The 24268-nt window shown below is 62.9% G+C and carries 25 protein-coding genes and 1 tRNA gene; 15 read left to right on the top strand and 11 right to left on the bottom strand.

The features are described 5' to 3' along the window. Positions 1 to 135 precede the first annotated feature (135 nt). The 5 genes from AB8A38_RS22675 (at position 136) to AB8A38_RS22655 (ending at position 5079) form a co-directional block, all read left to right on the top strand. Positions 136 to 399 carry a hypothetical protein gene (locus AB8A38_RS22675; RefSeq protein WP_439087483.1) on the top strand — a complete coding sequence of 88 codons (264 nt, stop codon included), beginning with the start codon at positions 136 to 138 and terminating at the stop codon, positions 397 to 399. 30 nt (positions 400 to 429) lie between these two features. Then, on the top strand, positions 430 to 1317 hold the full coding sequence (locus AB8A38_RS22670; protein WP_439087482.1) for a cation diffusion facilitator family transporter: 888 nt from the start codon (positions 430 to 432) through the stop codon (positions 1315 to 1317). Between the two features lie 78 nt (positions 1318 to 1395). Continuing rightward, positions 1396 to 1779 carry a DUF2946 family protein gene (locus tag AB8A38_RS22665; RefSeq protein ID WP_133246777.1) on the top strand — a complete coding sequence of 128 codons (384 nt, stop codon included), beginning with the start codon at positions 1396 to 1398 and terminating at the stop codon, positions 1777 to 1779. Between the two features lie 70 nt (positions 1780 to 1849). Then, positions 1850 to 4072 (top strand): TonB-dependent receptor family protein, encoded by a 2223-nt coding sequence (locus AB8A38_RS22660; RefSeq protein ID WP_439087480.1) that lies wholly within the window; start codon positions 1850 to 1852, stop codon positions 4070 to 4072. Between the two features lie 44 nt (positions 4073 to 4116). Continuing rightward, on the top strand, positions 4117 to 5079 hold the full coding sequence (locus AB8A38_RS22655) for a DUF1775 domain-containing protein (RefSeq protein WP_439087479.1): 963 nt from the start codon (positions 4117 to 4119) through the stop codon (positions 5077 to 5079). Positions 5080 to 5163: 84 nt separating this feature from the next. Here AB8A38_RS22655 and AB8A38_RS22650 read toward each other — a convergent pair whose 3' ends face one another. Continuing rightward, positions 5164 to 6135 (bottom strand): S1C family serine protease, encoded by a 972-nt coding sequence (locus tag AB8A38_RS22650; protein ID WP_439087478.1) that lies wholly within the window; start codon positions 6133 to 6135, stop codon positions 5164 to 5166. A 101-nt stretch (positions 6136 to 6236) separates the two neighbouring features. After that, positions 6237 to 7313 carry a phospholipase gene (locus tag AB8A38_RS22645; protein WP_439087477.1) on the bottom strand — a complete coding sequence of 359 codons (1077 nt, stop codon included), beginning with the start codon at positions 7311 to 7313 and terminating at the stop codon, positions 6237 to 6239. A gap of 219 nt (positions 7314 to 7532) precedes the next feature. Between AB8A38_RS22645 and AB8A38_RS22640 the strand changes: the two genes are divergently transcribed. The 4 genes from AB8A38_RS22640 to AB8A38_RS22625 are packed head-to-tail and all read left to right on the top strand — an operon-like array spanning position 7533 to position 11092. Next, positions 7533 to 8228 (top strand): GntR family transcriptional regulator, encoded by a 696-nt coding sequence (locus tag AB8A38_RS22640; protein ID WP_439087476.1) that lies wholly within the window; start codon positions 7533 to 7535, stop codon positions 8226 to 8228. Next, on the top strand, positions 8225 to 9124 hold the full coding sequence (locus tag AB8A38_RS22635) for a fumarylacetoacetate hydrolase family protein (protein WP_439087475.1): 900 nt from the start codon (positions 8225 to 8227) through the stop codon (positions 9122 to 9124). The genes AB8A38_RS22640 and AB8A38_RS22635 overlap by 4 nt, the downstream gene beginning before the upstream one ends. 35 nt (positions 9125 to 9159) lie before the next feature. After that, a complete protein-coding gene (locus AB8A38_RS22630; RefSeq protein WP_439087474.1) occupies positions 9160 to 10056 on the top strand; it encodes a polysaccharide deacetylase family protein in 897 nt (298 codons plus the stop codon). Between the two features lie 58 nt (positions 10057 to 10114). Beyond that, positions 10115 to 11092, top strand: a complete 978-nt coding sequence (locus AB8A38_RS22625) for a tripartite tricarboxylate transporter substrate-binding protein (protein ID WP_439087473.1) — start codon at positions 10115 to 10117, stop codon at positions 11090 to 11092. A gap of 26 nt (positions 11093 to 11118) precedes the next feature. Here AB8A38_RS22625 and AB8A38_RS22620 read toward each other — a convergent pair whose 3' ends face one another. Next, positions 11119 to 11676: an HNH endonuclease gene (locus AB8A38_RS22620; protein ID WP_089267641.1), complete on the bottom strand. Its 558-nt coding sequence runs from the start codon at positions 11674 to 11676 to the stop codon at positions 11119 to 11121. Positions 11677 to 11897: 221 nt separating this feature from the next. Between AB8A38_RS22620 and AB8A38_RS22615 the strand changes: the two genes are divergently transcribed. Continuing rightward, positions 11898 to 13652 carry a chloride channel protein gene (locus AB8A38_RS22615; protein ID WP_439087472.1) on the top strand — a complete coding sequence of 585 codons (1755 nt, stop codon included), beginning with the start codon at positions 11898 to 11900 and terminating at the stop codon, positions 13650 to 13652. A 10-nt stretch (positions 13653 to 13662) separates the two neighbouring features. On the opposite strand, the gene AB8A38_RS22610 is transcribed toward AB8A38_RS22615, so the two are convergent. After that, complete coding sequence (locus AB8A38_RS22610) at positions 13663 to 14757, bottom strand: DUF2855 family protein (RefSeq protein WP_439087471.1); 1095 nt, start codon at positions 14755 to 14757, stop codon at positions 13663 to 13665. Positions 14758 to 14873: 116 nt separating this feature from the next. Then, a complete protein-coding gene (locus AB8A38_RS22605; RefSeq protein ID WP_315844025.1) occupies positions 14874 to 15530 on the bottom strand; it encodes a DNA-3-methyladenine glycosylase family protein in 657 nt (218 codons plus the stop codon). A gap of 134 nt (positions 15531 to 15664) precedes the next feature. Between AB8A38_RS22605 and AB8A38_RS22600 the strand changes: the two genes are divergently transcribed. After that, positions 15665 to 15880 (top strand): hypothetical protein, encoded by a 216-nt coding sequence (locus tag AB8A38_RS22600; RefSeq protein WP_439087470.1) that lies wholly within the window; start codon positions 15665 to 15667, stop codon positions 15878 to 15880. Positions 15881 to 15961: 81 nt separating this feature from the next. Here AB8A38_RS22600 and AB8A38_RS22595 read toward each other — a convergent pair whose 3' ends face one another. The 5 genes from AB8A38_RS22595 to AB8A38_RS22575 form a co-directional block, all read right to left on the bottom strand. Continuing rightward, positions 15962 to 16639 (bottom strand): DsbA family protein, encoded by a 678-nt coding sequence (locus tag AB8A38_RS22595; RefSeq protein ID WP_439087469.1) that lies wholly within the window; start codon positions 16637 to 16639, stop codon positions 15962 to 15964. Between the two features lie 33 nt (positions 16640 to 16672). After that, positions 16673 to 17452 carry a sulfite exporter TauE/SafE family protein gene (locus AB8A38_RS22590; protein WP_068729255.1) on the bottom strand — a complete coding sequence of 260 codons (780 nt, stop codon included), beginning with the start codon at positions 17450 to 17452 and terminating at the stop codon, positions 16673 to 16675. 165 nt (positions 17453 to 17617) lie between these two features. After that, positions 17618 to 18340 carry an LrgB family protein gene (locus tag AB8A38_RS22585; protein WP_439087468.1) on the bottom strand — a complete coding sequence of 241 codons (723 nt, stop codon included), beginning with the start codon at positions 18338 to 18340 and terminating at the stop codon, positions 17618 to 17620. Beyond that, a complete protein-coding gene (locus AB8A38_RS22580) occupies positions 18337 to 18723 on the bottom strand; it encodes a CidA/LrgA family protein (RefSeq protein ID WP_439087467.1) in 387 nt (128 codons plus the stop codon). The genes AB8A38_RS22585 and AB8A38_RS22580 overlap by 4 nt, the downstream gene beginning before the upstream one ends. Positions 18724 to 18801: 78 nt before the next feature. Next, a complete protein-coding gene (locus tag AB8A38_RS22575; protein ID WP_439087466.1) occupies positions 18802 to 19320 on the bottom strand; it encodes a hypothetical protein in 519 nt (172 codons plus the stop codon). A gap of 195 nt (positions 19321 to 19515) precedes the next feature. Between AB8A38_RS22575 and AB8A38_RS22570 the strand changes: the two genes are divergently transcribed. From AB8A38_RS22570 to AB8A38_RS22560, 3 genes are all read left to right on the top strand, one after another. Continuing rightward, entirely contained in the window at positions 19516 to 19791 is a 276-nt protein-coding gene (locus tag AB8A38_RS22570) for a PsiF family protein (protein WP_439087465.1), read from the top strand. A 114-nt stretch (positions 19792 to 19905) separates the two neighbouring features. After that, positions 19906 to 20970, top strand: coding sequence for an AbrB family transcriptional regulator (locus AB8A38_RS22565; protein WP_439087464.1), 1065 nt, complete (start codon positions 19906 to 19908; stop codon positions 20968 to 20970). A 187-nt stretch (positions 20971 to 21157) separates the two neighbouring features. Then, a complete protein-coding gene (locus AB8A38_RS22560) occupies positions 21158 to 23428 on the top strand; it encodes a TonB-dependent siderophore receptor (protein WP_439087463.1) in 2271 nt (756 codons plus the stop codon). A 31-nt stretch (positions 23429 to 23459) separates the two neighbouring features. On the opposite strand, the gene AB8A38_RS22555 is transcribed toward AB8A38_RS22560, so the two are convergent. After that, complete coding sequence (locus AB8A38_RS22555) at positions 23460 to 23999, bottom strand: disulfide bond formation protein B (protein ID WP_439087462.1); 540 nt, start codon at positions 23997 to 23999, stop codon at positions 23460 to 23462. 177 nt (positions 24000 to 24176) lie between these two features. Here AB8A38_RS22555 and AB8A38_RS22550 point away from each other — a divergent pair. After that, positions 24177 to 24261, top strand: a tRNA-Leu gene (locus tag AB8A38_RS22550). Positions 24262 to 24268 lie beyond the last annotated feature (7 nt).

Here is a 24268-nt window from a genome sequence, read left to right as displayed (position 1 = left end):
CCTTTGAGGGTCGGCCGGCGCGCAGCGCGAGCCTGCCCTCGGAACCGCAGCAGCTAGGCCCGCCGATGCGTGCCGGATCATTCCACCATGGGTCTCACCGGCCCTGTTGAGGCCGACGACATTGAGGACCGCGCCATGACGACACGATTCCGCACGATGTCGTCCCGCAACTATCAATGCGCGGATGACCCCTACAAACGCCACGCGCATGACGAGATCGATATCATGTCCGCTGGAAGGACATCGATATCATGTCCGCTGGAAGGACATCGATATCATGTCCGCTGGAAGGACAATGTGTTCGATGAAGTACACGCGCCTTATAATGCGAAGCACTTGCAGCTGGATTTCACGGCTTGCATCGTTGTGATCGGCATATTAGAGCACACAGCCGCGTGAGACTTCGCGTTACCCCAACGAGATCTTCAGATGACAAGCGTTCGCAGTCTTGCGCAAGGCAGCATTGCCGTTGGCCTGCTGGTCCTCGGTATGAAATACGCTGCCTATCATCTGACCGGCAGCGTCGCACTGCTGTCCGATGCGATTGAAAGCATCGTCAATGTCGTGACGGCCATCGTCGTCTTGCTTGCAACCACGCTGAGCGCGAAACCGGCAGACGACGATCATCCGTACGGGCATCATAAGGCTGAATATTTCTCGGCCGTGCTCGAAGGCGTGCTGATCGTGCTCGCCGCGATCCTGATCCTGCGCGAAGCCTATCAAAGCTATCTGGTGCCGCGCCTCGTCGAAGCGCCCTGGGTCGGGCTGCTCCTCAACGCAGCGGCGAGCGTCATCAATGCAGGTTGGGCATGGGTACTCATCAGGCAAGGTCGCATCCATCGCTCACCGGCTCTCGCAGCAGACGGCCGCCATCTATTGTCCGACGTGTATTCTTCGATCGGTGTTCTCGGCGGCGTCGGAGTAGCGGCACTGTCGGGCATCGCCATTCTCGATCCCATCCTTGCGGCGCTCGTCGCGCTTAACATCCTGTGGGCAGGTTGGGGCCTGATGAAGGAGTCGCTCAGCGGATTGATGGACGAGGCCATCCCGCCAGCCATGCTCTCAAGCATCAAGCAGACCATATCGGCCCATGCCGACGGCGCCATCGAGGCGCATGACCTGCGCACCCGCCGCGCCGGCAGCATGACCTTTATCGATTTCCATCTGGTGGTTGCAGGATCGACCACCGTGAGCGCCGCGCACGACATTTGCGACAAGCTCGAGACCGCGATCCGCCAGGAGATCGGCGAGGCTCTGATCACCATCCATGTCGAACCCGACGACAAGGCGAAGCATTCCGGCATCGTGGTTCTCTGACCTGGATCAACGAATCCGGTCACGAACGGCTTTGACAGGTTCCGTCCCCGTGTTAATCGGGAGGCGAGGATCGTTCCCGTGACACATGTTTCGCGCAAACGCTGGTTTGGGGCCGTGGCATCTTTGGCCGCTGCCTATGCGCTTGTGCTCAATGTCGTGCTGTCCAGCCTGTTGCTCGCCGCGATCTCGCCGACTGCGCAGGCCGCAGGCTTCGAGCTCTGCCTTACCCATCCCGACCTTGCCGCCTCCCCTGACGACGCCGGCAAGACCACCGGCGCTCCGGCGGTGCATTGCCCGATCTGCGTCGGCACCCATGCGCCGGGTGCCCCCCCTGCCTCCGCGACTTTCCTCGTCTCGCGCATCGCCATCGCGATCGCTCCCGTGGCTGCCCTCGACGATCGCATCGTTGCGGAAGCCGCAACCTCCGACCACCGGGCCCGCGCGCCACCGCGCCTGAGCTGACGTTCCACGCCGTCAGACGCCGCGCATCAGCGTGCGCGTATCTCAGTTCAATCCCGGTGGAGTTTTCCTCATGCTATCCGTTTCCATGCGGCTGCGCAGCGTCCTGCTCGCATCCGCAGCCACGCTCATCTCAGGCGCGGCATCAGCCCAATCGACCCCCTTCACATCGCTTCCGGCGGTCACTGTCGATGCGCCCGCACAGCAGCGCGCTGCCGCCGCGCGCAAACCACGCCAAACTCAAATTGCGCCGAACGCCCGCGCGGCGCGTACCGCTCCTGCGGCAACGCCAGCACCTGTCGGCGCGCAGGCCCCGAGCGTCCCAGGCGCCCTTACAGTGCTCACCGCCCAGCAGGCACTCCGCGAGATCCAGCAGACGCCCGGCGGCGTCGCGCTGGTGACGGCGGATGCGTGGCGAACATCGACGCCGTCGAACACCATCAAGGACATCCTCGATTATGTGCCGGGCGTGTTCGCGCAGCCGAAATGGGGCGACGATACCCGGCTGTCGATCCGCGGATCGAGCCTGTCGCGCAATTTCCATCTGCGCGGCGTGCAGCTCTATATGGACGGCATCCCGATCAACACTGCCGACGGCTATGGCGATTTCCAGGAGATCGACCCGACCGCCTATAAATATGTCGAGGTGTTCAAGGGCGGCAACGCATTGCGCTTTGGCGCCAATTCACTCGGCGGCGCGATCAATTTCGTGACGCCCACCGGCCGCGATCCTTTTCCGAACGGCGCGTCGATCGACATGGGTGCCTTCGGCTTCCGCCGCCTGCAGGCCAACGCCGGCGGCGCCAATGGTCCGTGGGATGGTTTTATCACGGCCTCGACGCAGTCCGCCGATGGCTTCCGCGATCACAGCAGTGGCGAGGCAACACGCGTCAGCGGCAATGTCGGCTACCAGTTCTCGCCGGATTTCGAGACCCGCTTCTATCTCAATGCCAACAGCGTACGTCAGCGCATTCCAGGCTCGGTGAGCAAGGCGTCGGCACTGAATTCTCCTGAGACGGCAGCAGCAGGCAATCTCACCGGCGACCAGCAGCGCAATATCGACACCGTGCGCCTCGCCAACAAGACAACCATCCGTCTCGACAACACCACGATCGATTTCGGCGTCTTCGGCGTCGATCGGCACCTGATGCATCCGATCTTCCAGTATCTGGACTACAGCTATCAGGACTATGGCGGCTTCGCGAAAGTGACCGACGACCGCAATATCGGCGGCTATCGCAACGTGTTTGTCGCCGGCGTCAATGTGATCAATGGCCGGATCGACAACAACCAGTATGTCAACGTCGCCGGCCAGAAGGGCGCACTGACATTCTCGTTCATCGATCGATCGAAGAACACCTCGGTCTATGCTGAGAATTCGTTTTATTTCCTTCCGACTGTCGCTGTCATTGGTGGCACGCAATTCCTTTATGCGACGCGCGACAGACAGGATCGTTTGAAGCCCAATGGGGTCGACGGATCGGGATCAACCGAGTTCAATCTGTGGAGCCCGAAGGGCGGATTGCTCTGGAATATCGACCCGACATGGCAGGCCTATGCGAACATCTCGCGCAGCGCCGAAGTGCCGAGCTTCGGCGAGAGCGTGTCTGGCAGGGACAGTTCGGGCGCGAGCAATCCGATGATCCCCTTCACCAGCATCCGGCCGCAGCGCGCAACGACCTATGAGATCGGGACCCGCGGTCGGCGTCCTGACCTGACTTGGGAATTAACCGGCTACCGGGCGGAAATCAGGGACGAGTTACAGTGCATCTACAGCTCCAACGGAAGCTGCAACGTCTCGAATGCAGATCGCACCATCCATCAGGGCATTGAGGCCGGCCTCGGCATCGCCGTGTTCAAGGGCATGTTCGACGCCTCGCCGCAGCCCGACAAGCTCTGGCTCAACGTGGCCTATACGTTCAACGACTTCCGCTTCGACAATGACGCGACTTTCGGCAACAACCTGCTGCCGGGCGCGCCCCGTCATTATCTGCGCGCGGAACTGCTCTACAAGCACGCCAACGGCTTCTATCTCGGCCCCAATCTCGAATGGGTGCCGGAAGCTTACTATGTCGACAGCGCCAATACGCTGAAGACCGAACCCTATGCGCTGCTCGGCCTGAAGGCCGGCGTCGACAATGGCGGCACATACTCGGGCTATATCGAAGCACGCAACGTGCTCGACACCCGCTACATCGCGTCCGCCAGCATTCTCAATCAAGCCACAGCGACATCGCCGCTATTCGAACCCGGCACCGGCCGCGCCATCTATGCCGGCGTCAAGGCGAGGTGGTGAAGATGACGAATTCCGCTATGCTTCAATCCACGAAAGGACGTTCCATGACCAACCGCTCCATGCTGTTGCTTCTCGCCGCGCTGGGCGCAGTGGCATCACCTGCTTACGCCCATGTCTTCGTGCAGAGCGGTCCGGCCACGGTCGGCGGCTCCTATCGCGCGGTGCTCGCCGTGCCGCATGGCTGCGGCGCCTCGCCAACGACGAAGATCACCGTGCAGATTCCGGAAGGCATGATCGCGGTGAAGCCGATGCCGAAGCCGGGCTGGACCATCGCCGTGAAGAAAGGCGCCTATGCGCAGTCCTACGATTTCATGCACGGCATGAAAGCGTCGGAGGGCGTCAAGGAAATCACCTGGACCGGCAAGCTCGACAACGACTTCTACGACGAGTTCGTATTCTCGGCCTATATGCCTGCCGCATTGAAGGCCGATGCACCGTTGTATCTGCCGACACTGCAGAGCTGCGAGCAGGGTTCGGAAGACTGGGCGCAGATCCCGGCTGCGGGGCAGGATCCGCACAGCCTGAAATCACCGGCGCCGATCGTGCGCCTTGCCGCGGCATCACCACACGATGCAATGGCGCAGATGGCCGGCATGGTCCATGCGGGCGACCTGATGATCATGACGCCCTGGACGCGTGCCACACCGCCCGCGGCCAAGGTGGCCGGCGGCTATCTCACCATCACCAACAACGGCAAGACCAGCGACAAACTCCTGGGGGGCACATTCACCGGCGGCAGCCGCATCGAAGTGCATGAGATGAGCGTGACCGATGGCGTGATGAAGATGCGTCCGCTCAATGAGGGGCTCGAGATCAAGCCCGGCGCCACCGTGAAGCTCGAGCCCGGCGGCTATCACCTGATGCTGATGGATCTCGCCAAGCCGTTCGCCAAGGGCGACAAGGTGAGGGTGCAGCTACAGTTCGAGAAGGCCGGCAAGGTGGACATCGAACTCGATGTCAACGCCGTCGGCGCGTCGGCACCTGCCGGTGGCGGACACGCGCACTGATCATGTCGAGACACAAGCGCACCGCGCATGTTGCGGTGCGCTTGATGTCTAGGACAAGGCCGCGATTGCGCATGTATCGTGGCGTTAGTGCAGCCGGGGAGCTTTCAGCATCTTCGAGCGGTCCGTCGATACCAATTCGACGTCGAATGTATCGCCACCGCGATAGAGCGTCAGCGGCACGTCGACACCGGCCGGACCTAGCGCCCAGAGTGCGCGATAGAATTCGACGGAATCGGATACCTCCTCACCGTTGACGGCAAGAATCACGTCGCCGGTCTTGAGCTCGGCCCGGGCCGCGGGGCCCTTCCTGGCGATCCCGACCACGACGACCTTGTCCTCGACCTCGGCGGCATACAGCCCGAGCCACGGCCGCGGCGGCTTGTTGGCACGACCATAGGTCTTGAGATCGTCGAGGACCGGCTTCAGCAGATCGATTGGCACGATCATGTTGAGATGCTCGTTCTTGCCGCCGTGCTCGCGCTCGATCTGCAGCGAGCCGATGCCGATCAGCTCACCCTTGGCGTTGATCAGGGCGGCACCGCCCCAGTTCGGATGCGCCGGATGCGTGAAAATCGCGTCGTCGAGCAGGTATTCCCAATAGCCGGCGAATTCCTGCGTCGCGGCGATCTTGCCGGCCACGGACCGCGTGCGTCCGCCGACGCCGCCGACCACCACGCGATCGCCGATCTTCGCGCTCGCCGACTCACCGAGCGGCAGCGGCGCGATGTCGATCTCGCCGAGCGCCTGCACGAGTCCGAAACCGCTTTCCTGATCGACGCCCAGCGCCGTGCCCTGCACCACGCGGCCGTCGCCGAGATGCACCCAGATCGTTTCGGCCTCGGTGATGAGATAACCGATGGTGAGAATGAGGCCGTCACCGATCAGCACGCCATTGCCGGCGCGCTCGGTGCCGAGCGTATCTGCCGTGAAAGCATCTTCCGGGATGATGCAATGCAGCCCAACCACCGCCTCCAGCGCCTGTTCGAGGTCGAACCCGTAATCCTCAGCACGCGGCTGCACGCCCGGGGGCACTTTCCACTCGGTCAGTGAAGGCATGCAAAATCTCCTTTGTCCGGGATGGGTAGCCCCCGCCATATAAGAACCGATGGCGGACGTGGAAGTCCAGCCTGTGAACTTAGCGGCCCTGCGGCGTTTGGTTACGCACCGGGACGTTGTGCGAGCCACGCCAGCAGCACCGCATTGACCTCGCGCGGATAGCAGTGGCTGAGATCGTCGATCTCGCGATAGGTGACATCGGCGCCGGCGATCGTAAGCGCATGCTGTGCCTCGCGCGCGGTCTGCACCGGAAACATCCAGTCGAGACGGCCATGGACGAGATGGATCGGCAGGCCGCGCAGGCGATCTGCATCGGCGAACTGCGCCATCAGCGGATGGAAGGTCGAGGCCACCGGCGCCAGATGGGTGAAGGGCGACTCGGCGCGGAGGCCGCTGACATAGCAGAAGGTGCCGCCATCGCTCATGCCGGTCAGCAGCAATTGCGCGGGATCGATATGCCAGCGCGACTGCACCAGATCGAGAATGCGCGAAAGATTCGGCGTATCGGCATCGTCGCCCATCAGCGCCCAGGTGCTGCCGATCGCCGTCGGCGCGATGAGTATCGCGCCAGAGCTGCGCGCATCGGCGAGCCAGCTCCACAAGAAAGCCCGACCGTTGCCGCTGCCACCATGCAACGCCATCACCAGCGGCCAGGCACGATCCGGCGTGTAGGTTTCCGGCACATACATCGAGAAACCGCCGCGACGTCCGGGCTCACCATCATGAATGACGCCGGTGTTCTCTGCCGAAGGCAATGCCAGTCGTTCAAGCAGTGCCGCGTTCTCGCGCTCGTCAGGCGGAAGAAAGAACGTACTCACAGGCGGCAGCCGCGCCACCGTGGCATAAAGCGATTCCTGCGCGCGCGTGGCGTGGCGCAATGCACGAAACACCATCGGCAGATCGCCACCGGGCTGCTGGGCGGCGCGCAGGCCGGTAAAGGCCGTCAGCGCCCCGTCACTCGCCGCATCGAGATGCGCCCGCAGATCGCTAAAATCATCCGGCCATGCGTTGAGCTCTGCCCGCACCGCCTTGAGCGCCTGATCGGGCTCGCCCACCGCTTCCATGACGGCACCGAAAGTCGGCGGATGCAGATTGCGCGCAACGAATTGCAGCGCCTCGAGCGACTGCAGCAGGGGCGGCAGCAGAACAACGATATCGTCGACGACTATGTCGCTCATCGGAAGCTCCGGGCAAATCGTTTGGCCCCATCAATCCAGGACCGAGCGAGAGGCCAGAGACCATACTGATACGACGGCAAAGCGGCCATCTCCGCACCCGGCGAAAGATCTGTCAGCCCCAGTTACAGATCATCCAAATCACTCGCATTCGGTACAATCGCTGCGCCGCAGCATTGAAATACCGTAGACTTATCGATTTTGTATACATATACAAAATTTATGAGCATCAGCCCGATCGCCGCCAGGCCCTATCTGAGAGACGAAGTCTATACGGCCCTGAAAGTTCGGCTGGGGGTGCGCGCGGCCGGCCTCACGGCCCCCTTGCGGCTTCGCGAAGAGGAGCTTGCGGCAGAGCTCGGGGTCAGCCGGACGCCCGTACGTGAGGCCATGCGCAGGCTCGAGCAGGAAGGGCTGATCACGTTTCGCCCGCGCCGCGGCGCACGGCTGATGCCGACATCGCTGCCGGAATATCTCGAATGGCTGTCGATCCGAGAAATGCTGGAAGGTCTGGCGGCACGCGAAGTGGCGCTCAACGGTGCGGCTGATGTCGCGCTCCGCCTGCGGGCCGTGTTCGCCGATTTCGATGAAGCCGGCGCGCTGGCACGCCCCGCCGAATATGCCGCTGCCAACACCGCCTTTCATGCGCTGATGATCAAAGAGAGCGGCAACGCCCTGCTCGGCAAAACATGGGACTCATTCGGCCATCTGAAAATGGCGGGACTGCGCTTTATCGAGCGTCTCAATCGCGGCTCGCAATCGTTTCATGAGCACCACGACATCATCGACGCGATCGCACAGCGCGATCCCGACCGCGCGGAAATGCTCGCACGACGGCATGTCCGTTTGCTGCGCGACCAGGCAGCGGCGTCGTTGAAAGAATTTGACCCCCACGAACAGAATGAGACCACCACATGATCTTCCTGACTTTTGCAGCCGCAGACGGATCGCATCTGGGCCTCGTGATCGATGACAATATGCTCGATCTGACGAAGGCGTGGCCAGATGCAGGCCAGGCCTCCGCGCCGCGCCATGTGGGCGATCTCGCCGAAGCCGGCGAAGCGGGGCTCGCCATCGTGCGTAATCTCGCATCCACCGCGAATGCCGCGAACCTTGTTGCGCTGGCATCTCTGACGCTGATGGCACCGATCCCGCGGCCGAAGAAGAACGTTTTCTGCGTTGGCCGCAATTACAAGGATCATATCGACGAAGGCATGCGCGCACAGGGCAAGGCGCCCGCCCCGCTGCCAAGCGTGCCGGAGTTCTTCACCAAACCGCCGACCGCCGTGATCGCTTCAGGTGAAACCATTCCGCAGCATGCCAATGTCACCGAACAGCTCGATTACGAAGTCGAGCTCGCCGTCATCATCGGCAAGCCGGGCAGCAACATTTCCGCGCAGAACGCCTTCGATCATGTGTTCGGCTATTCGATCATCAACGATATTACCGGCCGCGACATGCAACGCCGTTACGGCCAGTGGTTCAAAGGCAAGGGCCTCGATCGCTCCTGCCCGTTCGGGCCGGTTGTGGTCCATGCGTCCGCGCTGCCAAATGTTGCCGACATCAGGATCTTCAGCACGGTCAATGGCGAGGTACGCCAGGACAGCCGCACCAGCCGCATGATCTTCGATATCCCAGCCATCATCGAACATCTGACGCGCGGTCTCACGCTGGAGCCCGGAGACGTGATCGCCACCGGAACGCCGTCCGGGGTCGGCTATGCGATGACGCCGCCGCGCTTCCTGCTCAAGGGAGATCGCGTCACAGCCGAGATCGAAGGCATCGGCATCCTGTCCAATAGCATCGTGGCCTGACACGGCACCGCACTCGCCAAAACAAGGACAACAACATGAGCGACTCCCGGACATTCCGCGTGCAGCGTGCGTCATCGGACTTTCGCTGGCCGAATGGCGCGCGCATCGGCATCGTTTTCAACCTGGCCTACGAAGCCTGGTCGCCCGGCAAGGCACCGGGCATCGGGCCGATGGGCAACGTGTTGCAGCCGGGCTTTTTCGATACCAACGCGCATTCCTGGGCAAGCTACGGCGCCGTGCGCGGCATCCAGCGCCTCACGCGCATCGCTGCCGCAAACGATGTGAAGACCAGCATCATGGTCAACGGCGTGCTGGCCGAAACCCACCCGACCGTGCTGAAGGAGCTTCATGCCGCCGGTCACGAGATCGTGGCGCATTCCTATGGCATGGATGTCATCCCGGTCTATTTCGACGAGGCCGGTGAGCGGGCCAATATCCGCCGCACTGGTGACCTCATCGCCGCCGTCACCGGGGAACGTCCGAAAGGATGGATCAGCCCACGTGGCACCGGAAGCCTGATTTCGCCAAAGCTGCTCGCTGAGGAAGGCTATGTCTGGTTTGGCGACTGCAATGACGACGACCTGCCCTCGATCATCACGCAGAAAGATGCGCCGGAGCAGCGCATCGTCGGTATTCCGCTGACGATGGACGTGAACGATCTGCCGCACAGCATCCGCTACGGCAATGCGCCGGCGACGCTGATCGATCAGTTCCGCGCCATCCTCGACAATGCAAGCCAGGCCGACGCGGCACCGTTTATGCTCGATGTCACCGCGCATACCCATGTGTTCGGTCGGCCGGCAGGCGCGTGGGTTTACGACGCCATGATCAAGCTGGCGCGCAAGCGCGACGATGTCTGGATCGGCACGCGTATGGAGATTGCCGAATACGCGCTAGCGCAGGGCCGGTGGTTCAAGGACGAGGTGTTCTGAACCACCCCCGTTGAGGAGGCGCAAAAGCCTCCCGAAAAAAACATCGAGGAGGAATATCATGACGCACTTCTTCAAGCGCACATCCAGCGCGGTCGTCATCACCGCAGCGCTGCTGACGGCGATCGGTCCCACCGTCGCCCAGCAGCCCTACCCGGCGCAGCCGGTGCGCCTGCTCGTCGCTTTCGCGCCCGGCGGCCCCGCCGATATCATCGCGCGCATTGTCGGACAGAAACTGAACGACCTGTGGCGCGAACCCGTCGTTATCGAGAATCGCGGTGGTGCCGGGGGCAATATCGCCGCTGCCGCGGCTGCAAGGGCCGAACCCAATGGCTATACCCTGCTGGTGACAACAAGCGCATTCGCCGTCAATCCGAGCCTGTCGGCAAAGGCCGGCTATTCGCCGGATGAATTCAAGACCGTGGTGGTCGCGGCGACCACGCCCAATCTGATCGTCGGCGCGCCTAATCTCACAGCATCGACCCTGCGCGAGGTGATCGCCTCTGCCGCCAAGGAAAACTTCACCTATGGCACCGCCGGCGTCGGCACCACGCCGCATCTGTCGGCCGAAAAAATATTCAAGCTCAACGCCAAGGCCAACATCGTGCATGCGCCATTCACGGGTGCAGGTCCCGCACTAAACGCGGTGATGGGTGGTCACACACCTCTGGCCAGTGTCGCCTTGCCCGCGGCCATGGAGCTGGTAAAGGGCAAACAGGTCAAGGCGCTGGCGGTGACAAGCCGCGAGCGTATGGCATCGCTTCCGGATGTCCCGACCGCGCGCGAGCTCGGACTGAGTGACGACGAGGATGCAACCTGGGTGGCATTCCTGGTGCCGGCCAAGACGCCCCAGACAGTCATCGACAAGCTCAACGCCGACGTGAACAAGACGCTTGCAGACGCAGGTGTTCGCGAACAATTCGACCGCATCGGCTTCGCGGCCGTTGGCGGTTCGGTGACCGACTCCCAGACCTATGTGCTCGGAGAGATCACCAAATGGGGCGATATCATCCGCAAGCTCGAGCTGAAGCAGGAATAGCGATCTTGGCGTAGCGCCCGACGGCCCTACGGATCCAGTTCCGTATCCCAGTAGAGATAGTCCAGCCAGCTGCCGTGCAGATAGTTTGGCGGAAATAGCCGGCCGTTGCGATGCAGCTGGTGCACCGTCGGCGCGAACGCCGTCTGGCGCGGGAACATGCGCGCCTGCTGAGTCGTCATATTGCCCTTGCGCAGATTGCAAGGAGAGCACGCCGCAACAACGTTCTCCCAGGTGGTCTGACCGCCCTTTGAGCGTGGGATGATATGATCGAAGGTCAGATCGTCATGCGAGCCGCAATACTGGCAGGAAAAGCGATCGCGCAGGAAGACGTTGAACCGGGTGAAGGCGGGATGCGTCGTCGGCTTCACGAACGACTTCAACGACACCACGCTGGGTAGCTGAAATTCGAACGAAGGACTCCGCACCGCGTGATCGTAGTGCTCTACGATATTCACACGGTCGAGAAACACTGCCTTGATCGCGTCTTGCCACGACCACAGCGACAGTGGGTAGTAACTCAGCGGCCGGAAGTCCGCATTGAGGACCAGAACCGGCCAACCGCCTTGCGAGACATGTGCGTTCAAGTAACGCTCCTGACCCCCACATATGGCTGCGAAGCAACCTGTCTCCACATACTACAGGCAGCGTGACAGGGTTGTGAAGGGCATAGGGCAGACCTTATCCCCTCACAAAAGCGCCGCGTTGGGTCGCTTTTCTGGGAACTGCGGGTGGTCTGTCGCAGCGCCTGCCGCTAAACCCCGTGGCGCGCGCCCGGTTCGCGGCCGCAGATACCGGACGCTGCCCGATGGTCCCTTCCTCCCGCTATCTCGAGGCCCCGCAACGGCTGCGCGCCTTTGTCCGTGCGCATGAAACCAGCCTTGCGATTCTGGCAGCGCTGATCGGCGTGATCGGGGGTCTCGTGGTGGCCGGCATGAGCGCTGCGGTCAGTGTCCTTCACGCCGTGTTGTTCAATCTGGAATGGGGCCAGCGGCTCTCCAGCCAGTTCTGGATCGATCCGGTGCGCGCGATTCTGGTTCCCACCTTTGGCGGGCTGCTGCTGGGGGTCGCCTTCCTGCTGCTGTTGCGCTGGCGACCGGCCCGCGAGGTCGACCCCATCGAGGCCAACGCGCTCCATGGGGGGCGGATGTCGTTCCGCGGCAGCGTCATCGTCGCGCTGCAAACCGTGTGGTCCAGCGGCGTCGGGGCCTCGGTCGGCCTCGAGGCCGGCTACACCCAGCTCGCCAGCGGGCTCGGCGCCTCCATCGGGCGTGCCTTCCACCTGCGTCGCGGCGACCAGCGCGTGATGGTCGGCTGCGGTGCGGCGGCCGCGATCGCCGGCGCATTCGGCGCGCCGCTGGCCGGCGCGTTCTATGCCTTCGAACTGGTGATCGGCGGCTATACGTCCGCCAGCCTGATGCCGGTCGGCATCGCCGCGGTGATTGGCTATTTCGTCGCCCATGCCTTCGATCCACTGTCGCTTGGCGTCGTTGCCGGCCGGTTCGGCGACGTGCTCGGTCATGATCTCGCAGTGGCGGCCCTGCTCGGCGTCTTCGCCGCGACTTTCGGTATCGGCATCATGCGTGTCGTCGCCTGGACCGAAGCGCTGCTCACCAAAATCAAATTGTGGCCGCCGCTGCGTCCGGCGCTGGGCGGGCTGCTGGTCGGGTTGATGGCGCTGCTGACGCCGCAGGTCATGGCCTCCGGACACGGTGCGCTGCATTTCGGCGGCATGACAGCCTATCCGGTCGCATTGGTAGCGTTTGTGATGGCGCTGAAGACCCTCGCCTCGATCGTCTCGCTCGGGACGGGTTTTCGTGGCGGGCTGTTTTTTGCCACGCTGTTTCTCGGCGCGCTCGGCGGTCATCTGTTCGCGGTCGGCTTCAATGCAATCGGCGCCGGCTTCACCATCGACCCCGCCGTCTACACCATCATCGGTATGAGCGCGCTATCGGCCTCGGTAATCGGCGGCCCGCTCACCATGTCCTTCATCGCGCTCGAATCCACCGGCAATCTCTGGCTCACCACCGCGGTGCTGGTCGCCGTCATCATCTCCACCCAGATGACGCGGGAGCTGTTCGGCTACTCCTTCGCCACATGGCGCCTGCACCTGCGCGGCGAGACCATCCGCAGCGCCGCGGACGTCGGCTGGATCCGCGATCTCACCGTCAAGCGCCTGCTCCGCCCGGACGTGCCGACTGTCGACTCCACCATGCCGCTCGACGAATTCCGCGAGAAATTCCCGCTCGGCTCGAAGACCCAGGTCGTCGCCGTCGATCCCGAAGGCCGCTATGTCGGCCTCGCCATCGTCGCTGAAGCGCATTCGCCTGACGTGACGGCGTTCCGGCTCGACAGCCTGCTGCATTGCCGCGACGTCGTCCTGCATCCGGACATGAACATCCGCGACGCCATGGTGGTATTCGAGGGCGCCGAAGCGGAATCGCTGGCGGTGGTCGAGGCCGAAAGCCACCGCGTGCTCGGCACGCTCTCGGAAGCCCACGCGACACGGCGCTATGCCGAAGAGTCCGAACAGCGCCGCCGCGAAGCCCTCGGCGAGATGTGACGGTCCGCCACTAGCCGTCCGCGAGCGACAACATATGCCCCTGATCGGGCGGCACCCGGCCGGCCAGTGTATCGCGATAGACATTCTCGACGGCGACAGGGCCACGGCTCTCGGCAACCGTGAGCGACTGTTCAAGCAGCGGCAGGAATCCCGCCCACGCGGCGTTGAACCGGCTATCGATGCCGCCCGGTCCCCATTCCTTGGCGCGCTTGCGGATCTGGTCCGGCGCGAAGAACCATGAGGGCTTGGCGCCCGGAAGCGCCTCATCCACCGCTACATCCTGATGGGTGAGCCCGACGCGCCCGCTATAAACGAGTTTGTCCTTGAGGTGCCGATGCAGCCGGCCGCGTAGGTCGGCATTGCCGGCCATATCGACGAAGGCCACCGGTTGATCGGCGGCTAGCGAATCGATGTGATCGTAGAGCACGACATCGTCGTAGCAGCCGAGCGACCGCACGAAATCGGCATTCCCCGCCGAGGTCAGACCGATCACACGGATCGGCTTGCGCTTGCTGTGCAGCAGATGCGCGAGACCGAAGGCGGTCTTGCTGGAGGCACTGGACAGAATGACAGTGCGTGCACTGAAGAAGGCCTCCTCGGCGAGAAAATCATCGACTAGGAACGAGAGCATGAAGAGCGGCCGCAGCAGCGCCTGATAGTCGCCATTGCGCCCGGCAAAGGCCGGATCGTCCGTCACCCGCGCATAGGCATTGTAGACCGGCGCCACGCCCTGCCGATGCGCCGCGCCATCGCGCAGGCCGCGTTTGCTGACATCCGCGGCCTCGATCACCAGATGCGAGGCCATCGGGAAATAGCCGAACAGCCGCTCGCCTTCGGCGATCTGCGGGTGCATCGACGCGATCACCCTGCCAAAACCCCAGACCGGAATATTGCCGAAGCCGTCAGGCGCCTTGAACAACTGCCAGTATTTCATGACATCGCCCAGCATCGCATAAGTGATATTGTTTGCGGTGAAGGCGAAGCGTTCGACCTCGACCAGAAGGCAATCATCGGACAGTTCGTCCAGTCGCGGCAGCGACATCTGCACCAGCGTCGTGCCTTGAAAATCATTCTTAGCGATATTGAATTGCGTGCATGTACTCATGTTCGAACTCCGCAGCGTTTTGCTGCTGCGATCATTCCCGCCGCCAATGTCTGTTTTGCGACAGCGGAGTTGTTTAAAACAACGTCCGTTTCAAACGCCGTTTAAGACAGACTGTCCTACGTCGTCACCTTACCGATCACGCCTTCGCGCTTCTTGATGGCGTGATAGTAGGCCCACCACAGATGCGCCGCCGCACCGCGCAGCGGACGCCATGGTTCTGCCAGCGGCGCCATCTGCTTCACGGTCGGGCGCTCCTTGAGACCGAGCCCGACCTTGATGGATTCCTGAATGGCGACATCGCCTGCCGGCCATGCATCGCCATGACCGAGACAAAACAGCAGATAGACGTCGGCCGTCCAGGGCCCGATGCCGTGCAATGCGACCAGCGTGTTATGCGCGGCATCAGCGTCTTCTTCGGCAAGCACGTCGAGATTCAACCGCTCCTCGGCGAGTTCGCGCGCCAGCGCCTTCAACGTCTTGATCTTCGCCGCTGACAGGCCGAGCCGGCCCAGGCGATCGGTGCGCGCCTTGCGGATGGCGTGATGATCGAATGGCGAGAAGGCGCCGGAGACGCGGCCCCAGATCGCCGAAGCCGATGCCACCGAGACCTGCTGCCCGCAGACGATCTGCGCAAGCCCCTCGAAGCCCGGCGCACGTTGCCGAAGCGTCGGCATCCCGGCCATGGCCAGGATCGGTTTCAGCCGAGGGTCGCGCTTCACCAGCTCCATGACGGCGTCGTCGAGCACGGACTGGTCGGTGAGATGAACGGTCATGATTCCCAAGGATCACCACGGCGTGACCGCAAGATCAATGCTGCCAATGAATGCGCTGCGGCAATAGCGCACCATGCAACCGGGAACCAAAGCCCCGGACGTCGCGTTGTTTGGGTTCAATGGAGGCTACCGCTATGCGGACGTTTTTTGGAATGATCCTGGGTGCACTGATCCTGGGCGTCGGCGTTTACATCTACGATTCGATGTCGACCTCGTCAGTGGCGAACGGCCAGACGGCGCAGGAGCGCCGGACGATCGTCAACTGGGATGTTGCTGCCAATGAGTGGGAAGCACTGAAGACGCGCACCAAGCAGGATTGGGCCAAGCTGACCTCGCAGGTGAAGTCGTAAGCAACGAGAAGACTGGTTAAGCCGATCAAAGATGCCCTCGCCGATGAGCGGGGGCATTTTTCTGTTTGAACCCGCTGAAGCTTACTTCTTCGCGGCCGCGGCTTTACGCGCATCGGCGATTGCGAGAACGAACTGTTCTTTGGTGATCGGGCCGGGAATGCGGAACTTGCCGACAATGAAGGACGGCGTGCCGTTAAAACCGAAAGCCGTCGCCTGCTCATCGATCTGCTTCAGCTTGGCAACGATCGCATCCTGATTTTTCTGCAGATCGGCGACGGCGCGATCGACATCGATGCCGGCCTTCGCGAGCCGGTCGCGCGCGATCGCTTCCGTCAGTTTGGTATCGAGGCTGATCAGGGCGTCCTGCGCCTCGATGAACTTGTTCTGGTATCTCGCAGCGAGCACGAGACGGGCCGCATAGACCGACACCGGCCCCAGGATCGGCCAATCCTTCGACACCAGGCGAACCTTGCCGTCTTCCTTCACCAAGGCGCGCAGGTCGGGGGCGATCTTGCGGCAATAGGGGCATTGGTAGTCGAAATATTCGACGATGGTGATGTCGCCCTTCGGGTTGCCTGCCGCCGGGATGTCCGGATCGCGGAGTACCGCAGCTTCGTTGAGGACATCTTCGTCCTTGGCGGCACCAGATGCCGCGAGCACCTTGCCGGACGCGCCGAGCAGCATGGCGCCACCGAAAAGCCAGAGCGCCGCGCGGCGCGTCGTGGCGGTCTTCGAGGTATCGCGGATTGCGGCGGTCATGATGTTCTCCGAAGACGCATCATGCGCCAGCGCTCAGGTAATGTAGATGTTGCGGGCCAACATATAGAGCGCCACGACGATAATGATAGACGCAAAAACGGTATTCAACGCGCCCCGCCGCAGCGACAGATGCCGCGCCAGGCTGGTTCCCAACAGTCCGCCGAGCAGACCGCCCAGAATAAACACCAGCGCGAGTTTCCAGGAGATCAGCCCGGACCAGGCATAGCTCGATGCCGTGGTGAGACCGAAGGCGGTGACCGCCACCAGCGATGACGAAATCGCGCTCATGATCGACATGCCCGTGGCCGCCATCAGCGCCGGCACGATCAGAAAGCCACCGCCAATCCCGAAAAAGCCGGACAGCGCGCCGGTGACAAGACCCAGCGCAAGCAGCGAAGGCGTGTTCGACATGCTGATCTCGACGCGGTGCTCGCCGACCTGGGCGCGCGTCTTCAGCATCAGCACGGCGATCACCAGCATCAGGACCGCAAACAGCGCCAGCAAATTCTGCCCGTCCACCTGCTTGCCGAGAATCGAGCCTCCGAGCGCACCGGCGATTCCTGCAGCAGCAAACACCAGCGCGCAGGACCAGTGCACATTGCCGCCACGCGCATGATTACCGAGATTGACCGCCGCATTGGCCGCGACCGCAATGGCGCTGGTGCCGATCGCGACATGCGGCTCAGGCACGCCGACGACATAGACCATCAGCGGCACAGCGAGGATCGAGCCGCCGCCACCGACCAGGCCGAGCGAGAAGCCGACCAGTGCGCCCGAAGCCAGGCCGAGCGCCCCCTGCATCACAGTCATCATGAACGGCTGATTCTCATCTTCTCATCTGAGCATGATCTTTCGAAAAAATCAGTGTCCACTTGTACGGATCATGCGCGCAACGGCGTGACCATAGTGACCTTTCCGGCCCGGCTCCATGCAGTCGGCATCACAAATCCGCCTGCCAGGAAAACGCTGTCGTGACCATCAGCGCACCAGAAGGGTGACGGCAAGCGGAACCAGCAGAGAGGTCACCAGCGCATTCAGGCTCATGGCAATGCCGGCGAAGACCCCGGCCACCGCATCGACCTGAAAGGCCCGCGCTGTGCCGATCCCATGCGACGCCAATCCGACGGCAAAGCCGCGGGCGCGATAGTCCGTGATGCCCATGCGGTTCATCATCGGGGTGACGATGATCGCGCCCATGATGCCGGTGAGCACCACCGCCACCGCGGTCAGCGATGCGTCGGCGCCGAGCGACTCGCTGATACCCATGGCGACGCCGGCGGTAACCGATTTCGGCGCCAGCGACAGCACGACATTTTGCGGCAGGCCGAAGGCCTTTGCCAGCACCACGACCGAGACGATCGCCGTAGCACAGCCGACCACCAGCGCAGCCAGCATCGGCACGATCGCTGCCGCCACCACCTTGCGATTTTCGTAGAGCGGTACGGCCAGCGCCACCGTCGCCGGACCGAGCAGGAAGTGCACGAATTGCGCACCGCTGAAATAGGTCGTGTAGGACGTCCCGGTGAGCAGCAGGAACACGGCGATGATCCACATCGAGTGGAAAACTGGATTGGCGAACGGATGCCGACCGGTCGCCAGCGACAGCGCATCGGCCGTCGCATAGACCAGCAGCGTCACGGTCAGCCACAGCAGCGGCTGCTGCGAAAGGTAGACCCAGAGCGAGAAAGGATTGGCGCTCATGACGCGCTTCGCCCGCGTGTCATGACCCGGCTGATGACGAGGAACGTCGCCACCGTCACCAGCAGCGTGATCACCACCGAAATCGCCAGAACGCCGACGATGGCCGTGCCATGCTCGGCCAGCAGATCGAGCTTCTGCACCACGCCGACACCGGCGGGGATAAACATCAGCGACAGATGTGCAAGCAGGCCCTTGGCGGCGTTCTCCACGCCGCCGCCCTGCAGCGGCCCCTGCGCGAACAGCACGGCACGGTCACGCAGCAACAGCAGAGCGAGCAGCAGCAACATGCCGAGCACCGGGCCGGGCACCGGCCATGCAAAAGCGCGCACGGCGATCTCGCCAGCGAGCTGGCACAGCAGGATCAGGGACAGACTGGCAATCATGGGGACTCCGCGGGTGACGGATCGTTATCGCCCGCGAAGCAAGTGATGTCGATCAACCTCAGCGCACGGCTGATCCGATCAGGCGGCGCCCTTCAGCTTCTTGGTGCACTCGCTGTAGTAGCCGCCACCCTTTTCGATCCACTTCATGCCGCCATTGGCATTGGCGGCCTTGTTGGCATTGTACTGATCCACGCAGGTGTGCATCCGCGCCTTGCCGGCCGTCTCCTTGGCGTATTTCGGATCGACCGCCGATGGGAAGGTGGCAGGGCCTGACGGAGCCGCAGCTGTCGTCGCTGCCGGCTTGGGGGCTGCAGCAGCTTTCGGCGTAGCCGCAGGCTTGGCTTCGGCAGGCTTGGCTTCGGCCTTCGGCGCCGCGGTTGCAGCAGGCGCGGCGGCCGGCGTCGTCGCAGCGGCATCGGTCCCGCATTCAGCCTTGCGGAAGTCGTTCCATTTCTGGCCGTTCAGCGTGCCGGCGGTCTTGGCCGCCTGATATTTTGCACTGCATTCAGTCGCGGTGAGTGCATGGGCCGGACTGAAGGCAAGCAGAGCAAAACCGGACATTGCAATCGCGCAGGCGAATTTGACGGGCATCGTCATGGTGTTCTCTCCCTTTGCTACACTAAGTAAAAGTGGACGAAGGCATCCTATCGCTACCGCTGCATGTGGCAACGAGATCGCAGCTCCCTGCGAAAAATTATCGTGATCGCACCGTCAGATATATTTCAACTCATTCACCTGCCGTTCAGCCCGGCGCGCCCACCCTATCCTCCCTGTTCAATTCGAGGTGCTGCCATGATCCGATTCGCTTCCAGCCTAGCTACCGCTGCCGTCGCCTCCTTCCTCCTGCTCGGCGCGGCCACCGCTCAGACACCTGCGCCGGCGGCCACCAAGACTGCGCCCGCCAAGGCGGCCCCCGCCGACAAGATGGCGCCTGCGGACAAGACAGCGGAAAAGCCCCGCACGGCGGCGTCGCTTGAATGTTCGAAACAGGCCGACGCCAAGGGCCTGCACGGTACCGAGCGCCGTAAATTCCGTTCGGAATGCAAGAAGACCACGAAAACGAACTAAACTCTCGTCATCTACCTGTCCCTCGCCCGAAAGCGAGGGACAGGTAGACCACACCGCATTTGTCGCCAGATGCGGACTTTGCCATAAAGCGGGCTCCTTCAGCTTCCCGTGCAAATGGCCATCGCTCTTCCCAGCTCCCTGCAGATCCGCACCACCCTCGAGACGCTCGTCATCGGAACGATTGGCGGCGCGCTATTCTATTGGGCGGAATTACCGGGCGGGCTGATCTCCGGCGCGATGATCGCGGTCGCCACCTACGGCATCCTCGGCCGTCCAGTCGGCCTGCCGCAGCCGATGGCCCATGTCATCCTAATGACACTGGGACTGTCGCTCGGCTCGATGGTGTCGCCGGAGATGGTGCACAATCTCAGCGCCTATCCGGTGACCATCGCATTGCTGGCACTGGCCACGTTCTGCGCCACCTTCGGCAGCAGTATCTATCTGCAGCGCGTCCATGGCTGGGACCGCACCTCCGCGCTGCTGGCCGGCAGCCCCGGCGCGCTGTCGCAGATCATCATGCTGGCCACCGAGCGCAATGCCGACGTGCCCGGCATCGCGGTCGTGCAGATTTTCCGCGTCATCATCCTCACCGGCATGGTGCCGCTGCTGCTCGCCGCCACCGGACTGATGGGTCACGGCCCGCTGCCGTCACGCGGACCGGAAGCCTCGCCGCTGGCGCTCGCCGAACTCGCCGCCGCGGCTGTCGCCGTGTCGCTATTCATGCGCTGGATCAAATTTCCGGCGAGCTGGATGTTCGGTGCGATGATGGCCTCATCGGTGCTGCACGGCACCGGCTGGGTCCACGGCACGCTGCCGCAATGGGCCTACATCACCGCCCTCGTCGGCATCGGCAGCCTGATCGGCTCACGCTTCGGCAAGATCTCGCCGCGCACCATTCTCAGCCATGTCTGGGCCGCGCTCGGCTCATTCACGGTGGCCATCGCCATCTCTGCCGTGTTCGTGACGATCATCGCGCTGACCACGACTGTGAAGCTGAGCGATGTCGTCGTCGCCTTCGCGCCCGGCGCCATGGACGCCATGCTCGCGCTGGCGCTGACCCTTCATATCGATCCGGTGTTCGTCGGCGCGCATCATCTGTCGCGCTTCATCTATGTCTCGATCGTCACGCCCGGCATCGTGCATCTGTTCGGCAAGGCGCAGGACGACATCGACGATTGATCTTCGATCTTCGCAGACACCGATTGAAACAATGGAATCGATCTAACGATATGAGCTTCTTGCAGCGTTGCAGATGCCTGCGTCGCAAGGTCTAGACGTATTCTATCGCGCATCGTAGTGCGCCAAAGAACCAATCAAGTTAGACGCTCGATCAAGCTGGCGTGACCAGCATCATCGAGGCGTTGAAATGAAATTGAGAACAAGAAAATCGACGAAGCAGACTGCACTGCTTTGCACCGTCAGTGTGATGGCATTGGCGACGGATCTTCCGCGCGACGCATTCGCGCAGGCCAGCCTGCCGCCAGTCACGGTGGATGCGCCGAAGCCCCAACAGCGCGCACGCAACACGACTGCAACGAGATCACAGACATCGGCACGCGCAACACAACGGACACGCGCGACGACGCCGCAGATTGCACCCGCATCATCGGTCAACAAGCGCATCTATAGCGCCGACAACAACAGCTATGTCGCAGGTCAGGCCAGCTCGGCATCGAAGACGAATACGCCGCTGATCGACACGCCGCGTTCGGTGAGCGTCATCGACCGCAAGGAACTCGATGATCGTGGCGTCACCAGCATTCCCGAAGCAGTGCGTTACACAGCCGGCGTCACCACCGGCGGTTTCGGCTACGATCCGCGTTTCGATCAGATCTATGTCCGCGGCTTCTCGACGACGACGCTCGGCGACTTCCGCGACGGATTGAAGCAGTTTCCCTCCGGCTTCACCACATTCCGGACCGAACCCTATCAGCTTAACAGCGTCGAGGTGATCAAGGGCCCGGCCGCCGTGCTCTATGGGCAGTCTGTCCCCGGCGGTCTCGTCGATCGCCGATCGAAATTCCCGGTCGAGAATCAGGTCAACGAGATTTCACTGGAAGGCGGCACCTATGGCCGCATGCAAACGGCGTTCGACATCGGTGGCGCCAATTCCGACAAGTCGCTGCTGTACCGCCTGGTGGGCCTCGGCCGCGCCGGCGAGACCAATTACGACATCGCCGACGAGCGGCTGATGCTGGCGCCATCGATCACCTGGCGACCGACCATCGACACCACGTTGACGGCCTATGCCATCCTCCAGAGGGACGAAACCGACGCCAGCGTCGCCATGCTCAATCGCGACGGCCAGCTGGTGAACGTCAACGGCGCGACCCTCAAGCTGCGATCGAGCGATCCGAAATACGACTATCTGCGGCAGCAACAGGCGCAGGTCGGCTACAAGCTCGAGCACCGCTTCGACGACGTCTTCACGTTCCGCCAGCACACGCGGTTCGGCGTGCTGCATGCGGAATCGCGTTATGTCAGCGGCAGCTTCGCGACGGCGACATCGACCGTCTATGACCGCGGTGCCGTGGCCGTCGGCGACGACCAGACGAGCTGGCAGACCGACAATGCGCTGCAGGCCGACTTCGCCACCGGCCCGATCGTCCACCGCACGCTGTTCGGCGTGAATTACGATCACAATACCTGGGACTTCAAGCTCGGCCTGGGCCCCGTGAATCCCAGCTATGCGCTCAACATCCTCAATTCCGTCTACGGCATTGCCGGCCCAACCCCGGGCTATACGTCCGGTTCGCGTTCGACGCAGGAACAGGTTGGCGTCTATCTGCAGGACCAGATGCGACTCGGCAACTGGCACCTGTCGCTCAGCGGCCGTCAGGACTGGACCGATCGCACGCAAACCAATTCCTATACGGGCGCCGTCACAGGCGCGCGGAGCGACAGTGCGTTCTCCTACAGCGCCGGCCTGCTCTATCACTTCGAGAACGGCATCGCGCCCTATGTGAGCTATGCGACCTCGTTCCAGCCGGAGACCTCGCTCGGCATCAACGGCATCGTGCTGGCGCCATCCGAAGGCGAACAGATCGAAGGCGGCGTGAAGTATCAGCCACGGCCCGACGTGCTACTCACGGCGTCGATCTATGACCTCAAGGAGAAGAACGCCGCCAAGCTCGCCGGTTATGTCAACGGTATCGCCTATTACGCCTCAGTCGGCGAAATCCGCGTGCAGGGCTTCGAATTCGAGGCACGCGCACGGCTCACGCCCGAACTCGAAACGGTGACGGCCTACACCTATTCCGACGCAGAGATCACGAGGAGCTCAATCGCGTCGGAGCTCGGCAAGACCCCCGCGGTGACACCGAAGCACACCGCGTCGAGCTGGATGAACTACACCTTCCTGAACGGTTCGCTCGAAGGCTTAGGTCTCGGCGCCGGTGTCCGTTATATCGACGCGACCTGGACGTCGAACGACAACACCTCGCGCAACAACGGCTATACGCTGTTCGATCTGGCCGCGCGTTACGATCTCGCCAAGCTTGGACCCAAGTTCGCGGGCTATCAGGCCTCGATCAACGCCAATAACGTCGCCGACGAGCAGGTCGCGGTCTGCAATTCCGGCTACTGCTATCTGAGCCAGGGTCGCACGGTAATCGGCACGCTGCGCTATCGCTGGTAGCGGTGCGCCAGCAGGCAGGACCGGCGGCGGATCAGCGCCGTGCGGTCTTGCCTGCGCCCCACAGCGCGATCGCCGCCATAGCCAGCGAGATCAGCACATTGTAGCCGGCCAGCGACAGGCCCAGAAAGCGCCACTGCACCTCGTCGCAGCGGATCACCTTCACGGTGTCGAGGCGCTCCAGCAGGCTGCCGGCCTTGCCGAGATCGACCACCGGACCCGAACAGTCCGTCGGACCCTGCCAGAACGTCCATTCGACCCCGGCGTGATAACCGCCGAGCACCGCATTGGCGAGCGCCGCCAGCGCCAGCACACCGAGGCCGGTCACAACCAGGGCGCGCGGCGCGTCCCTGGCGGCGGCAATCGCCACCAGCGCCGCCAGCGGGATCGCGAGATAATAGGCATAGCGCTGTTCGAGGCAGAGCGGGCACGGCTGGATGTCCAGCACCAACTGGAAGAACCAGGCTCCCGCCAGCGTCGCCAGCGCGATCAGGCCGACCGCCAGCGCGGCGATCAGCGCCGGGTTGGATGAGGCATGCACGGGCGCGGATTGAGGGGCGGTCTGGGCAGTCACGGGGCTCTCCGGAGTGGCTGCTGCGTCCTATCCCGGGCTCACCAGCCTGTCGAGGCAGCCCCGATCACACTGGAGTGTGCGCGGCGGCTCTATCGGCCAAACCGCAGGTTGACCCGCCGCCCGCGCCCGCTATATTCCGCCCGCTTCGCGCCCCCGGTCTCCGGCCGGCGTCCGAAGGCCCCTGTGGCGGAATTGGTAGACGCGCTCGACTCAAAATCGAGTTCCGCAAGGAGTGCTGGTTCGATTCCGGCCAGGGGCACCAACAGTTC

This window comes from Tardiphaga sp. 839_C3_N1_4, from assembly GCF_051811045.1.
Taxonomy (GTDB): Bacteria; Pseudomonadota; Alphaproteobacteria; order Rhizobiales; family Xanthobacteraceae; genus Tardiphaga.
Note: the sequence above shows the minus strand (reverse complement) of the source record. Positions and strands in the feature narration are given on the sequence as shown.